Source organism: Phenylobacterium sp., from assembly GCF_044236515.1.
Taxonomy (GTDB): Bacteria; Pseudomonadota; Alphaproteobacteria; order Caulobacterales; family Caulobacteraceae; genus Phenylobacterium.
Map to the genome: position 1 here is coordinate 1 of NZ_JBIIGK010000076.1, position 14,161 is coordinate 14,161.

At 66.1% G+C, this 14,161-nt stretch carries 10 protein-coding genes; 1 reads left to right on the forward strand and 9 read right to left on the reverse strand.

Annotated elements, in window-relative coordinates; genetic code table 11:
• From fusA to rpsL, 3 genes are all read right to left on the reverse strand, one after another.
• The coding region (gene fusA, locus ACILRF_RS09405) for an elongation factor G (RefSeq protein WP_395672201.1) at nt 1-1,236 on the reverse strand (1,236 nt) is incomplete at its 3' end.
• Between the two features lie 110 nt (nt 1,237-1,346).
• Nucleotides 1,347-1,820 (reverse strand): 30S ribosomal protein S7, encoded by a 474-nt coding sequence (gene rpsG, locus ACILRF_RS09410; RefSeq protein ID WP_395672203.1) that lies wholly within the window; start codon nt 1,818-1,820, stop codon nt 1,347-1,349.
• Between the two features lie 12 nt (nt 1,821-1,832).
• Nucleotides 1,833-2,204: a 30S ribosomal protein S12 gene (gene rpsL / locus ACILRF_RS09415; RefSeq protein WP_056018026.1), complete on the reverse strand. Its 372-nt coding sequence runs from the start codon at nt 2,202-2,204 to the stop codon at nt 1,833-1,835.
• Between the two features lie 305 nt (nt 2,205-2,509).
• Between rpsL and ACILRF_RS09420 the strand changes: the two genes are divergently transcribed.
• Complete coding sequence (locus tag ACILRF_RS09420; RefSeq protein ID WP_395672205.1) at nt 2,510-3,184, forward strand: hypothetical protein; 675 nt, start codon at nt 2,510-2,512, stop codon at nt 3,182-3,184.
• A gap of 9 nt (nt 3,185-3,193) precedes the next feature.
• On the opposite strand, the gene ACILRF_RS09425 is transcribed toward ACILRF_RS09420, so the two are convergent.
• From ACILRF_RS09425 to rplJ, 6 genes are all read right to left on the reverse strand, one after another.
• Nucleotides 3,194-3,523: a zf-TFIIB domain-containing protein gene (locus ACILRF_RS09425; protein ID WP_395672207.1), complete on the reverse strand. Its 330-nt coding sequence runs from the start codon at nt 3,521-3,523 to the stop codon at nt 3,194-3,196.
• A 275-nt stretch (nt 3,524-3,798) separates the two neighbouring features.
• Nucleotides 3,799-4,206 carry a hypothetical protein gene (locus ACILRF_RS09430; protein WP_395672209.1) on the reverse strand — a complete coding sequence of 136 codons (408 nt, stop codon included), beginning with the start codon at nt 4,204-4,206 and terminating at the stop codon, nt 3,799-3,801.
• 104 nt (nt 4,207-4,310) lie between these two features.
• Entirely contained in the window at nt 4,311-8,504 is a 4,194-nt protein-coding gene (rpoC, locus tag ACILRF_RS09435; protein ID WP_395672211.1) for a DNA-directed RNA polymerase subunit beta', read from the reverse strand.
• 95 nt (nt 8,505-8,599) lie between these two features.
• Complete coding sequence (gene rpoB / locus ACILRF_RS09440) at nt 8,600-12,670, reverse strand: DNA-directed RNA polymerase subunit beta (protein WP_395672213.1); 4,071 nt, start codon at nt 12,668-12,670, stop codon at nt 8,600-8,602.
• Nucleotides 12,671-13,186: 516 nt separating this feature from the next.
• The gene (gene rplL, locus ACILRF_RS09445) at nt 13,187-13,573 is read right to left on the reverse strand and encodes a 50S ribosomal protein L7/L12 (protein WP_395672215.1); all 387 of its coding nucleotides are present in this window, start codon (nt 13,571-13,573) and stop codon (nt 13,187-13,189) included.
• 45 nt (nt 13,574-13,618) lie between these two features.
• Nucleotides 13,619-14,134, reverse strand: coding sequence for a 50S ribosomal protein L10 (gene rplJ / locus ACILRF_RS09450; RefSeq protein ID WP_395672217.1), 516 nt, complete (start codon nt 14,132-14,134; stop codon nt 13,619-13,621).
• Nucleotides 14,135-14,161: the final 27 nt, after the last annotated feature.

A 14,161-nucleotide genomic window follows, 5' to 3' on the forward strand; every position in this document is an offset into this window, starting at 1 on the left:
AGCGATCTCGATCACGGGCGCCGGGAATTCCATGCGCTCGAGGATGACCGGGTTCTTGGTCGGGTCGCACAGGGTGTCGCCGGTGCGGGTGTCCTTCAGGCCGGCGAGGGCGACGATGTCGCCCGCATAGGCTTCCTTGATGTCCTCGCGGTTGTTGGAGTGCATCAGCAGCATGCGGCCGACGCGTTCCTTCTTGTCGCGGGTCGAGTTCAGCAGGCCCAGGCCGGTCTCGATCTTGCCCGAGTAGATCCGGCAGAACGTCAGCGAACCGACGAACGGGTCGTCCATGATCTTGAACGCTAGCATCGACAGCGGCTCTTCGTCCGAAGCGCGGCGCTCGATGTCTTCCTCGGTGCGGAAGTCGATGCCCTTGGTCGGCGGAATGTCGACGGGCGACGGCAGGTAGTCGACAACGGCGTCGAGCAGCGGCTGCACGCCCTTGTTCTTGAACGCCGAGCCGCAGAGGATCGGATAGAAGGCGCCGTTCAGCACCGCCTTGCGGATGCACTTCTTGATGGTCTCTTCCGACGGCTCTTCGCCGGAGAGATAGGCTTCCATCGCCTCGTCATCGAGCTCGACGGCGTTCTCGATCATGTAGTGACGGGCTTCTTCAGCCTTCGTCTTGAGATCGGCAGGGATTTCTTCGTCGCGGTAGGTCGCGCCCAGGCCGTCGTTGTCCCAGACAACCGCCTTCATGCGGACCAGGTCCACAAGGCCGCGCAGCGAGGATTCAGAGCCGATCGGGAGCTGGATCGGAACCGCTTTCGCGCCCAGGCGGTCGCGGATCGATTCCACCGACTTGTCGAAATCGGCGCCCAGCTTGTCCATCTTGTTGACGAACACGATCCGGGGAACCTTGTACTTGTCGGCCTGACGCCAGACGGTCTCGGTCTGCGGCTCCACCCCGGCATTGCCGTCGAGCACGGTCACCGCGCCGTCGAGCACGCGCAACGACCGCTCAACCTCGATGGTGAAGTCCACGTGGCCAGGGGTGTCGATGATATTGAGGCGCCGGTCGTTCCAGTACGCTGTCGTCGCGGCCGACGTGATCGTGATGCCGCGCTCTTGCTCCTGCTCCATCCAGTCCATGGTCGCGGCGCCGTCGTGGACTTCGCCGATCTTATGGCTCTTGCCGGTGTAATACAGAATCCGCTCAGTCGTCGTCGTCTTGCCCGCGTCGATGTGGGCCATGATGCCGAAGTTGCGGTAATCTTCGATTTTATGCGTGCGGGGCATAGCGGACAGCTCTGGAAAAAGGGCGTTCGTGGAGGGGGCCGAACGAACGGCGCGGGCGGTTTAGCTCAAACCACCCGCGCCGGAAAGCTCTGAAAGCCCAGGAGTGGGGCTTACCAGCGGTAGTGCGAGAACGCCCGGTTGGCTTCGGCCATCTTATGCGTGTCTTCGCGCTTCTTCACCGCGGTGCCGCGGTTCGAGGAGGCGTCCAGCAACTCGCCGGCCAGTTTCTCGGTCATGGTGTTCTCGCCGCGCTTGCGCGCCGCGCTGACCAGCCAGCGGATGGCGAGCGCTTTGCGGCGTTCCGGACGGACTTCGACGGGCACCTGATAGGTGGCGCCGCCGACCCGGCGGGAGCGGACTTCGATGGCGGGCGCGACGTTCTCGAGCGCGGCGTGGAAGGTTTCCAGGGGACCCTGGTCCTTGCGCTTGGCTTCGAGGATCTCGAACGCGCCATACATGATGTTTTCGGCGACGGCCTTCTTACCTTCGTACATCACGTAGTTCATGAACTTCGTGACAACGAGATCCCCGAATTTCGGGTCGGGAAGGACTTGGCGTTTCTCTGCGCGACGGCGGCGGGACATAGGTTCTGATCCTTACTTCGGACGCTTGGCGCCGTAGAGCGAACGGCGCTGCTTGCGGTCCTTGACCCCTTGGGTGTCGAGCACGCCGCGCAGGATGTGGTAGCGGACGCCCGGAAGGTCCTTCACCCGGCCGCCGCGGATGAGCACGACGGAGTGCTCCTGCAGGTTGTGGCCTTCGCCGGGGATGTAGCACACCGCTTCGATGCCGGTGGTCAGGCGCACCTTGGCGACCTTACGAAGCGCCGAGTTCGGCTTCTTCGGGGTGGTCGTGTAGACCCGGGTGCAGACGCCGCGGCGCTGGGGGCAGCCCTTCAGGGCCGGCACCTTGTTGCGCGAGGGCTTGTCCTGGCGCGGCTTGCGGATGAGCTGGTTGACTGTAGGCATCTAGTCTCGCTTGCGTGGAGGCGTGTGCCGTTTGGCCGAGGCGCCTCGATTGGGGTCGTTGTTGTGGTCTGGTCCGAGACCCGTCCGGCGAACGCAAAAACCCGCCGGCGCGCAAAGGCTGCGTTCCGGCGGAAACCGCGCTTCCGGACTGGAAGATAACTTCCGGTCCCGAAAGAGGGCGCTACATAGTCGCGAAGCAGCCGCGCGTCAACGTTTGCGCAAGGAGGCGCCCCCTGCCCGCCCGGCGCCACGAAAAGGCCGCGGCCTACGCATCCGATAGCCTGGATTCGGTGGGGCGGAGGGCTATGGCGACGGCGAGGGTGCGCCGCACGACGGTCATCATTGTCGCCTCGGCGATCCTGCACGCCGGGGTGATGACGGCGCTCGTCCTGCATGCGCCCGTCCTGCGCCCTGCGGTGCAGGAGATGGACGGCGCGCCGCCGCACCCGGTGATCCCGATCCTGCTCGCACCGCGGGCCGCGCCAAGGGGGCCCGACGGGCGGCCCGGCGAGATCCGCCTGCACCGCCGCCAGGTGCGGCCGCGCGACCTGCCGGCCCACGTGCGGCCGCTGATCAGCGACGGAATCATCGCGGCGCCGGCCCCGCGCGAGATCGCCGCACCCGCCCCGGCGCCGGGACCAACCCGGCCGCCGGAGCCGGCCGTTGACATCGGCCGGGTCCTGCGCAGCAGCAACCTCGGCTGCGCCGATCGCTCGAGGCTGACGCGGGAGCAGCGGGAGGACTGCGACGAGCGCCTGGGCGCCGGGGCGCGGGACGCGCCGTACCTCGGGCCGGCGCTCGATCCGGACAAGGCGGCGATCTTCGACGCCTCGGCGGCCCGCAAGGCGGAGAGCGTCCGTTACCGCAACGCGCCGCCGACCTCGCCGGCCGCCCCCGGCGCGCGGCCGTCGATCGGCACGGCGGAGGACATGGCGCGGGACCTCGGCAACGATCGGCCGGCCCTGCGGACGCCGTTCTGAGACGCGGCGTCAGTCGAAAATGTCGAAGATGTCGAGGCGCTTCTTCTTCTTTTTGTAGTGGTAGTCGTCGTCGTAGCGGTAGCGCTTCTCGCGGTCGTCGTAGGGGTGGCTCTGCTTCCAGGCGTCGGGGTTGCGGTGGAAGTCCTGGACCTCGCGCTCGAAACGCTGGCGGTCCTGCTGCTGGCCGGCCGCCTCCTGGCGGGATTCGCCGAGGATTTTCTCGAGCTCGCCGCGATCGAGCCAGACGCCGCGGCAGGTCGGGCAGATGTCGATCTCGACCCCGTTGCGGTTGACGTTCTGCATCGCGGTGTTGTCGTTGGGACAGAGCAGCAGCGGCACGGAGAGACCTCCTGTTCTTCGGTCCGTTCTGATCTAGGGGGCCAGGGCCGGAAAGGAAGGCGCCGTCAGTTCGCCGTCGGCAGGTTCGTGGCGAGAAACGCCTCGATCTTCTCCAGCATCCGGGTCCGGTTCGTGCCGCGGGTGAAGTAGTGGCTTTCGTCAGGCGCGCTCGGCCATCAGGCAGATGACCTCTTCCGGCTCGGAGTAGCCGCGATAGTCGCAGACGACCCCGCCCTGGTCCGCGCCGGCGAGGCGGGTCCGGCGGTCCTGACGCTTCAGGCGGCCGTAGACGGCGTAACGGAGTGAGCGACTGCCATCGCGAACAAGATGACGCCGATGGCTGCGAACCAGACGTTCACGATACCCCATCCGAGGAAGAACCACCTCGCGCCCCGGTTGGCGACAATCCCAGCGCAAGCAGCGAGAACGGTGACGACAAACAAGCCGGAGCCGACGACCTGAAGCCTCGAGCGATGGTGCGACGACAAGTCGGGCCATTCGACGGCGCAGAGACTTGCAAGAGCCACCCAAGGCATCGTCACGGCAGCAATCCAAAGGAGCCGCCTCTTCAAATCCGGCTCCCCCCGCCAACGCAGGATCGGTATCGCCAGCAACGGCACAATCACGAGCAGCCCGAGCCCATGAAGGGTCGCTTCCTCAAGGAAGAACAGCGCGCGCTCCATCACGCTGAAGCTTAGGCGGAGCGTCCTCGCATTGCCTAGACAGCAAAACGGCCCGGGATTGCTCCCGGGCCGCTCGCAGTCTGTCGCTTTTCGCGGGTCTGAGCTTAGGACTCGACCTGCTCGGCCTGTTCGGCCTCGACGGCGATCACTTCCGGCAGCGGCTCCATGGCCTCCTCGCGGCTGGCCGTCAGGGCCTCGTCGCGCTTGGCGGCGATGCGCTGCAGGTTGCGCAGGTAGGAGCCCGTGCCGGCCGGGATCAGGCGGCCGACGATGACGTTCTCCTTCAGCCCTTCCAGGGTGTCGATCTTGCCCTGGACGGAAGCCTCGGTGAGCACGCGTGTCGTCTCCTGGAACGAGGCCGCCGAGATGAAGCTGCGGGTCTGCAGGGACGCCTTGGTGATGCCGAGCAGGACCGGTTGGGTGATCGCCGGGCGACCGCCGCGGGCTTCCGCCTTGGCGCTCTCCTCGTCGACTTCCAGCTTGTCCAGGTGGTCGCCCTTGAGCAGGCCGGTGTCGCCGGGCTCGAGGATCTCCACCTTCTGCAGCATCTGCCGGACGATCGTCTCGATGTGCTTGTCGTTGATCGGCACGCCCTGCAGTCGGTAGACCTCCTGGATCTCGTTGACCAGGAAGTCGGCCAGCGCCTCGATGCCCTGGATCCGCAGGATGTCGTGCGGGTCCGGGTTGCCGTCGATGATGTACTCGCCCTTGCGGATCACGTCGCCGTCGTGGACGGCGATGTGCTTGCCCTTCGGGATCAGGAACTCGACCGCCTCGCCACCATCCTCCGGCGTGATCTTGATGCGGCGCTTGTTCTTGTAGTCGCGGCCGAATTCGACGCGACCGTCCATCTCGGCGATGACCGCGCAGTCCTTCGGACGCCGAGCTTCGAACAGCTCGGCGACGCGGGGCAGACCGCCGGTGATGTCGCGGGTCTTGGCGCTTTCGGTCGGGATACGGGCCAGCACCTCGCCGGGCTTCACCTCGTCGCCGTCGCCGACGGAGAGAATGGCGCCCACGGGCAGCAGGTAGCGGGCCTCGCCGCCGTTCGAGATGCGCTTGTAGGCGCCGTCCTCACCCAGCACCGCCATGGCCGGACGCAGGTCCGAACCCTTGGTCGACGCGCGCCAGTCGATGACGACGCGGTTGGAGATGCCGGTGGCTTCGTCGGCTTCCTCGCGGACCGAGAAGTTCTCCACCAAGTCCTCGAACCGCACGCGGCCGCCGACTTCGGTGATGATCGGGGTGGTGTACGGGTCCCACTCGGCCAGGCGTTGGCCGCGCTTGACCGTCTCGCCGTCCTTGACCCGCAGGCGGGCGCCGTACGGCGGCTTGTAGGACTCGCGGTCCTTGCCGTCGACCTGGACGACCAGCAGCAGGTTGCGGCTCATGCCGATCAGGTGGCCCTCGGCGTTGGTCACCGTGTTGCCGCCGCTGATCTTCACGACGCCTTCGTTCGAGCTTTCGAAGAACGACTGCTCGGCCACCTGGGCGGTGCCGCCGATGTGGAAGGTCCGCATCGTCAGCTGGGTGCCCGGCTCGCCGATCGACTGGGCGGCGATGACGCCGACGGCCTCGCCGATGTTCACCGGCGTGCCGCGGGCCAGGTCGCGGCCATAGCAGGCGCCGCAGACCCCGGTCTTGGTCTCGCAGGTCAGAACCGAGCGGATCTTCACCGACTGGACGCCGGCCCGTTCGATCACGTCGACCATGTTCTCGTCGAGGTAGGTGTCGGCCGGCACGATCACGTCGCCGCCGCCCGGCTCCTTGACGTCCTCGGCCGCGAAGCGACCCAGGATGCGCTGGCCGAGCGAGACCAGCACGTCGCCGCCTTCGACCACGGCGCGCAGGGTGATTCCCCGCGTGGTGCCGCAATCTTCCTCGGTGATGATGCAGTCCTGGGCCACGTCGACGAGGCGGCGGGTCAGGTAACCCGAGTTCGCCGTCTTCAGCGCGGTGTCGGCCAGGCCCTTACGGGCGCCGTGGGTGGAGTTGAAGTACTCCTGGACGGTCAGGCCTTCCTTGAAGTTCGAGATGATCGGCGTCTCGATGATCTCGCCCGAGGGCTTGGCCATGAGGCCGCGCATGCCGCCCAGCTGCTTCATCTGGGCCTGCGAGCCGCGGGCCCCCGAGTTGGACATCATGAAGATCGAGTTGATCTCGGCCTGGCGGCCGTCGACGACCGGGGCGGAGGAGACCTCGGCCATCATCTCGTCGGCGACGCGGTCGGTGGCCTTGGCCCACGCGTCGACGACCTTGTTGTACTTCTCGCCCTTGGTGATCAGGCCGTCGGCGTACTGCTGCTCGTATTCTTCCACGAGCTTGCGGGTCTCTTCGACGATCGGGGCCTTGCGGGCCGGGATGACGATGTCGTCCTTGCCGAAGGAAATCCCCGCCTTGGCCGCCTCGCGGAAGCCCAGGCCCATGATCTGGTCGGCGAAGATGACCGTCGCCTTCTGACCGCAGTGCCGGTAGACGACGTCGATCAGGTTGCCGATTTCCTTCTTGGTCAGGTTCTTCTCAAGAAGGCGGTGACCCACGGCCGGATGGCGCGGGAACAGGGCGGCGATCTTCATCCGGCCCGGCGAGGTCTCGATGACCTTGCGGACCAGAACGCCGTCGGCATCCATCTCCGAATAGCGCGCCTTGATCTTCGAGTGCAGCGTCACGACGCCGGCGTCCAGCGCCTGCTCGATCTCGTTCAGGTCGGCGAAGACCTTGCCCTCGCCCGGCTCGCCGTCCTTGACCAGCGACAGGTAGTAGAGCCCGAGGACGATATCCTGCGACGGCACGATGATCGGCTTGCCGTTGGCCGGCGACAGGATGTTGTTCGTGCTCATCATCAGCACGCGCGCTTCCAGCTGGGCTTCCAGCGAGAGCGGCACGTGGACGGCCATCTGGTCGCCGTCGAAGTCGGCGTTGAAGGCCGCGCAGACGAGCGGGTGCAACTGGATCGCCTTGCCTTCGATCAGCTTGGGCTCGAAGGCCTGGATGCCCAGGCGGTGGAGGGTCGGGGCGCGGTTCAGCAGCACCGGGTGTTCGCGGATCACCTCGTCGAGGATGTCCCAGACCGCCGGCTGCTCACGCTCGACCATGCGCTTGGACTGCTTGACGGTGCCCGACAGGCCCTTGGCGTCCAGGCGCGCGTAGATGAACGGCTTGAACAGCTCGAGCGCCATCTTCTTGGGCAGGCCGCACTCGTGCAGCTTCAGCTCCGGACCGACGACGATGACCGAGCGGCCCGAGTAGTCGACGCGCTTGCCGAGCAGGTTCTGGCGGAAACGGCCCTGCTTGCCCTTCAGCATGTCGGCGAGCGACTTGAGCGGGCGCTTGTTGGCGCCGGTGATCACCCGGCCGCGGCGGCCGTTGTCGAACAGGGCGTCGACGGCTTCCTGCAGCATCCGCTTTTCGTTGCGGATGATGATGTCCGGCGCGCGCAACTCGATCAGCCGCTTCAGGCGGTTATTCCGGTTGATGACCCGGCGGTAGAGGTCGTTCAGGTCCGAGGTGGCGAAGCGGCCGCCGTCCAGCGGCACCAGCGGACGCAGTTCCGGCGGGATCACCGGCACGACCGTCAGGATCATCCACTCGGGCTTGTTGCCGCTCTCCAGGAAGCTCTCGATGAGCTTCAGGCGCTTGGAGGCCTTCTTCAGCTTCATCTCGGAGGTGGTGTTGACCAGCTCCTCGCGCAGCTTGTCGGCTTCCTTGTTGAGGTCGAGCGCCCTGAGCAGGCCCTGGACGGCCTCAGCGCCGATCTCGGCGGTGAAGCTGTCGTCCCCGAACTCTTCCTGGAAGCGCATGTAGTCGTCTTCCGACAGCAGCTGGTGCTGCTTCAGCGGGGTCAGGCCCGGCTCGGTGACGATGTAGTATTCGAAGTAGAGGACCCGCTCGACGTCCTTCAGCGCCATGTCGAGCATCATCGAGATGCGGCTCGGCAGCGACTTCAGGAACCAGATGTGGGCGACCGGGCTGGCCAGCTCGATGTGGCCCATGCGCTCGCGACGGACGCGGGCCAGGGTGACCTCGACGCCGCACTTCTCGCAGATGATGCCCTTGTACTTCATCCGCTTGTACTTGCCGCAAAGGCACTCGTAGTCCTTCGTCGGGCCAAAGATGCGGGCGCAGAACAGGCCGTCACGTTCGGGCTTGAACGTGCGGTAGTTGATGGTCTCGGGCTTCTTGATCTCGCCGAACGACCACGAGCGGATCTTTTCCGGCGAGGCGAGCGCGATACGGATCTGGTCGAAGGTCGGAGCGGCCTGGACCGGATTGAAGATGTTCAGGACTTCCTGGTTCATCTTGGTTCCTTCTGCGGGGCGGTCCCCGCGAAAATTTCAAAGCAGGACGGAGGCGGAGGCGCCCTCCCCCGCACGGGAGAGGGCGCAAGCGACCGTCAGCTGTTCTCGAGCTCCACGTTGAGGCCGAGGGAGCGCATCTCCTTGACCAGAACGTTGAAGCTTTCCGGGATCCCGGCCTCGAAGGTGTCGTCGCCGCGGACGATGGACTCGTAGACCTTCGTCCGGCCGGCCACGTCGTCCGACTTCACCGTCAGCATCTCCTGCAGGGTGTAGGCGGCGCCGTAGGCCTCCAGAGCCCAGACCTCCATTTCCCCGAAGCGCTGACCGCCGAACTGCGCCTTACCGCCCAGCGGCTGCTGGGTGACGAGCGAGTACGGGCCGATGGAGCGGGCGTGGATCTTGTCGTCGACGAGGTGGTGCAGCTTCAGCATGTAGATGTAGCCGACCGTCACCGGACGCTTGAAGCGCTCGCCCGACTGGCCGTCGTACAGGTACGACTGACCCGAGCGGTCGAGACCGGCCTTCTCAAGCAGGTTCTCGATGTCGTCGATGTGGGCGCCGTCGAAGACCGGCGTGGCGAAGGGAATGCCCTTCGACAGGTTCCGGGCCAGTTCGACCAGCTCCTCGTCGGTCTCCGGCAGCTCTTCCTCCGGGCCGTAGACGTCGCGCAGATGCTCGATCAGGGCCTGGCGCTGGCCGCCGTTCTGCCAGTCTTCCAGCATCCGGGCGACCTGGCGGCCGAGGCCGGCGGCGGCCCAGCCGAGGTGGGTCTCAAAGATCTGGCCGACGTTCATCCGCGAAGGCACGCCCAGCGGGTTCAGCACGACGTCGACGCTGGTGCCGTCCTCAAGGTAGGGCATGTCCTCGATCGGCAGGATCTTGGAGATAACCCCCTTGTTGCCGTGACGGCCGGCCATCTTGTCGCCCGGCTGCAGCTTGCGCTTCACCGCCACGAAAACCTTGACCATCTTCATCACGCCGGGCGGCAGCTCGTCGCCGCGCTGCAGCTTGTCGACCTTGTCCTCGAAGCGGCGGTCGAGGCGCTTGCGGGCCTCGTCAAACTGGCGGCGCATGGCCTCCAGCTCGCCCATCGCCTTCTCGTCATCGAGGGCGATCTGCCACCACAGGCCGGGCGCGATCTCTTCCAGCTTGTCGGCGGTGATCTCGCCGCGGCCCAGGCCCTTCGGACCCGAGACGGCGGTCTTGCCGACCAGCAGCTGGCGCAGACGCGAGGTCATGTTGCGGTTGAGGATCGCGAACTCGTCGTCGCGGTCCTTGCCGAGGCGGTCGATCTCGTGACGTTCGATGGCCAGGGCCCGCTCGTCCTTGTCGACGCCGTGACGGTTGAAGACGCGGACCTCGACGATGGTGCCGGCGACGCCCGGAGGCAGACGCAGCGAGGTGTCGCGAACGTCCGACGCCTTTTCGCCGAAGATGGCGCGCAGCAGCTTTTCTTCCGGGGTCATCGGGCTTTCGCCCTTCGGCGTCACCTTGCCGACCAGGATGTCGCCCGGCAGGACCTCGGCGCCGATCGCCACGATGCCGGCTTCGTCGAGGTTGCGCAGGGCCTCCTCGCCGACGTTCGGGATGTCGCGGGTGATCTCTTCCGGACCCAGCTTGGTGTCGCGGGCCATGACCTCGAATTCCTCGATGTGGATCGAGGTGAAGACGTCGTCGCGCACGATGCGCTCGGAGATCAGGATCGAGTCTTCGAAGTTGTAGCCGTTCCAGGGCATGAAGGCGACGAGGGCGTTGCGGCCCAGCGCCAGTTCGCCGAGCTCCGTCGACGGGCCGTCCGCGATGACGTCGCCTTCACGGATCCGGTCGCCCACGCGCACCAGCGGACGCTGGTTGATGCAGGTCGAGGTGTTGGAGCGCTGGAACTTCTGCAGGCGGTAGATGTCGACGCCCGGTTTGGTGGGGTCGGTCTCTTCCGTCGCGCGGACGACGATCCGGGTGCCGTCGATCTGTTCGACGACGCCGGGGCGGCGGGCCACGACGACCGCGCCGGAGTCAACCGCCACGACGCTTTCCATGCCGGTGCCGACCAGCGGCGCATCGCTCTCGATGAGCGGCACGGCCTGCTTCTGCATGTTCGAGCCCATGAGGGCGCGGTTGGCGTCGTCGTTCTCGAGGAACGGGATCAGCGAGGCGGCGACGGACACCACCTGCTTCGGCGACACGTCCATCAGGTCGACCTGGTCCTTCGGGAGCAGGCTGGGCTCGCCGTTGACGCGGCCGGGGACGAGGTCCTCGACGATGGCGCCGCCGTCGAGCTTGATGTTGGCCTGGGCGATGACGTGCTTCGCCTCTTCCATGGCCGACATGTAGACCACCTCTTCGGTGATCTTGCCGTCGCGGATGCGGCGGTACGGGCTCTCGATGAAGCCGTACTTGTTGACCACGGCGTGGGTGGCCAGCGAGTTGATCAGGCCGATGTTCGGGCCTTCCGGCGTCTCGATCGGGCAGATCCGGCCGTAGTGGGTCGGGTGAACGTCGCGGACTTCGAAGCCGGCGCGCTCACGCGTCAGACCGCCCGGGCCGAGCGCCGAGAGGCGGCGCTTGTGGGTGATCTCGGACAGCGGGTTCGTCTGGTCCATGAACTGCGACAGCTGCGAGGAACCGAAGAACTCCCGCACGGCGGCGGCCGCCGGCTTCGCATTGATCAGGTCGTGCGGCATGACCGTGTCGATGTCGACGCTGCTCATGCGCTCCTTGATGGCGCGTTCCATGCGCAGCAGGCCGACGCGGTACTGGTTCTCCAGCAGCTCGCCCACCGACCGGACCCGGCGGTTGCCGAGGTTGTCGATGTCGTCGATCTCGCCGCGGCCGTCGCGCAGGCCGACCAGGGTCTTGAGGACCGCCAGGACATCGTCCTTGCGCAGGATGCGCACGTCGTCCGGACAATCCAGCTCCAGGCGCATGTTCATCTTCACGCGGCCGACCGAGGACAGGTCGTAGCGCTCGGAATCGAAGAACAGGCTCTTGAACATCGCCTCGGCGGCTTCGACCGTCGGCGGCTCGCCCGGACGCATGACGCGATAGATGTCGAACAGCGCGTCCTCGCGGGCGGTGTTCTTGTCGACGCGCAGGGTATTGCGGACGTAGGCGCCGACCGTGACGTCGTCGATGTCGAGGACTTCAAGGGTGGCGAAGCCCTGCTCTTCGAGCGAGGTCAGGAGGGTCGGGTCGAGCTCGTCGCCGGCCTCGGCGTAGATCTCGCCGGTTTCGAAGTTGACGAGGTCGCGGGCCAGATACTTGCCGGTCAGGGCCTCGGGGGCCAGCAGCAGGGTCTTGAGGCCGCCGTCGGCGAGCTTCTTGGCGTTGCGGGCCGAGATCTTGGTGCCGGCCGGGGCGACTTCCTCGCCGGTGTCGGCGTCCACGAGGGCGAAGTCCGGCTTCACGCCGCGCCAGCGCTCCGGCTTGTAGGCCGTGGCCCAGCCGCCCGAACGCTTTTCGTAGGACAGGGTCTCGTAGAAGGTGGAGAGGATCTCCTCGCCATCCATGCCCAGCGCCATCAGGAAGGTGGTGGCCGGCAGCTTACGGCGGCGGTCGATGCGGACGTAGACGATGTCCTTGGCGTCGAACTCGAAGTCGAGCCACGAGCCGCGGTAGGGGATCACGCGGGCGGCGAACAGCAACTTGCCCGAGGCGTGGGTCTTGCCCTTGTCGTGGTCGAAGAAGACGCCCGGCGAGCGGTGCATCTGGGAGACGATGACGCGCTGGGTCCCGTTGACGATGAAGGTGCCCTTCTCCGTCATGAGCGGGATGTCGCCCATGTAGACGTCCTGCTCCTTGATGTCCTTCACGGAGCGGGCGCCGGTCTCTTCGTCGGTTTCGAAGACGATGAGGCGCAGCTTGACCTTCAGCGGCGCGGCGTAGGTCATGTCGCGCTGGACGCATTCCTCGACGTCGTACTTCGGCTCCTCGAACTCATAGGAGACGTATTCGAGCACGGCGCGCTCGTTGAAGTCCTTGATCGGAAACACCGACTTGAAGACGGCCTCGACGCCTTCCTCCCGGCGATCCGCGGCGCGCGTCTCGCGCTGCAGGAACTGCTCGTACGAAGACCGCTGAACCTCGATCAGGTTCGGCATCTGCACGGCTTCGGGAATGCGGCCGAACGACTTCCGGATCCGCTTCTTGCCGGTGAAGGACTGCGCCATGTTTATCCCTTGAGGACCCGCGGGAACGGAGTCCCGCTGTCGAGCTTTTGCATCCTGCGTCCACCCTCATGCTCCCCTGCCGGGAAGCCGGACGCTGGAAAGCCCCCGTGTCGTCGGGGGCGTCCCCTCGCATGGCCGGAGGGCGGCTGGCCATGCCTCGGGACAATCACGCGCGAAAAAGCCGCGTCATCGGAATCGGAAATTTTCGCGAAGATGCGGAGATAAGCGTTTTGCCGGCCGAAGGAAAGCCCCCGCATTTGGCCAAGCCGCAAAAAGTTGGCGGCGCCGGGTGGAGATCCCGACGCCGCCGTCTGGTCAGTGCCGGCCCGGGGGCCGGTGTTGCTAGCTTCCGATAGTCTACGCTGGTCGCGCACCCCCTCAACCCGATAGCTCTTCGCAAAGTTCCCGGCGGTTGTGGTGACGCTGTAAATTTTCTTAGGTTGTAAGCTTGGCCATAGAAAAAGGGCCGGGGGTCGCCCCCCGGCCCTCTCCGTTTCGTCGCCAGAGGCGGACGGCTTACTTCACCTGGACGGTGGCGCCGGCTTCCTCGAGCTTCTTCTTGATCTCTTCGGCTTCTTGCTTCGAGACGTTTTCCTTCACGGTCTGCGGAGCGCCTTCGACCAGGTCCTTGGCTTCCTTCAGGCCGAGGTCCGGACGGACGCCGCGGACTTCCTTGATCACGTTGATCTTCTTGTCGCCGCCGGCGGTCAGAACAACGGTGAACTCGGTTTGCTCTTCAGCGGCTTCGGCGGCAGCGCCACCGCCAGCGGCGGGAGCGGCGGCCACGGCGACCGGAGCGGCGGCGGAGACGCCCCACTTTTCTTCGAGCAGCTTGGAGAGCTCGGCGGCTTCCAGGACGGTCAGGGCGGAGAGGTCGTCCACCAGCTTGTTGAGATCGGCCATTTCAATAGGTCCTTACGTAAGATGGGGTTGTCGGGAAGATGACGATCAGGCGGCGTCTTTGGCGGCGTAGGCGCCCATGACGCGTGCGAGCTGACCCGCCGGCGCCTGCAGCACGCCAGCGATCTTGGTCGCGGGCGCCTGGACAAGGCCGATGAGCTTGGCGCGGAGCTGGTCGAGCGAAGGCAGCGACGCGAGCGCCGTCACCGAAGCCTTGTCCAGCACCTGCTCACCCATGAAACCGCCAACGACGGAGAACTTGTCGTTGTCCTTGGCGTACTGGGTCGCGACCTTGGCGGCCGACACCGGATCGGCCGCGAAGGCGATGGCGACGGGACCTTTGAAGAGGCTGTCGCCCGCTTCGCCGATCGCACCGCCCAGAGCCTTCTGGGCCAGGGTGTTCTTGACCACCTTCAGCTGGGCGCCCTGCTCACGCAGCTTGCCCCGCAGATCGGTCATTTCCGCAACGGTCAGACCCATGTAGTGGGTCACGACCACGGCGCCGGCGCCCGCGAAATCGCCTTTCAGCGTTTCGATGGCTTCCTGCTTTTGAGCGCGGTCCATTGCGGTCTCCATACTCAGGTTCGACCC

Excerpts from the sequence above, each read along its gene's own strand:
- rpsG (WP_395672203.1), bottom strand. The coding sequence starts at position 1,820 with ATGTCCCGCCGCCGTCGCGCAGAGAAACGCCAAGTCCTTCCCGACCCG.
- rpsL (WP_056018026.1), bottom strand. The coding sequence starts at position 2,204 with ATGCCTACAGTCAACCAGCTCATCCGCAAGCCGCGCCAGGACAAGCCC.
- ACILRF_RS09420 (WP_395672205.1), top strand. The coding sequence starts at position 2,510 with ATGGCGACGGCGAGGGTGCGCCGCACGACGGTCATCATTGTCGCCTCG.
- ACILRF_RS09430 (WP_395672209.1), bottom strand. The coding sequence starts at position 4,206 with ATGGAGCGCGCGCTGTTCTTCCTTGAGGAAGCGACCCTTCATGGGCTC.
- rpoC (WP_395672211.1), bottom strand. The coding sequence starts at position 8,504 with ATGAACCAGGAAGTCCTGAACATCTTCAATCCGGTCCAGGCCGCTCCG.
- rpoB (WP_395672213.1), bottom strand. The coding sequence starts at position 12,670 with ATGGCGCAGTCCTTCACCGGCAAGAAGCGGATCCGGAAGTCGTTCGGC.
- rplL (WP_395672215.1), bottom strand. The coding sequence starts at position 13,573 with ATGGCCGATCTCAACAAGCTGGTGGACGACCTCTCCGCCCTGACCGTC.
- rplJ (WP_395672217.1), bottom strand. The coding sequence starts at position 14,134 with ATGGACCGCGCTCAAAAGCAGGAAGCCATCGAAACGCTGAAAGGCGAT.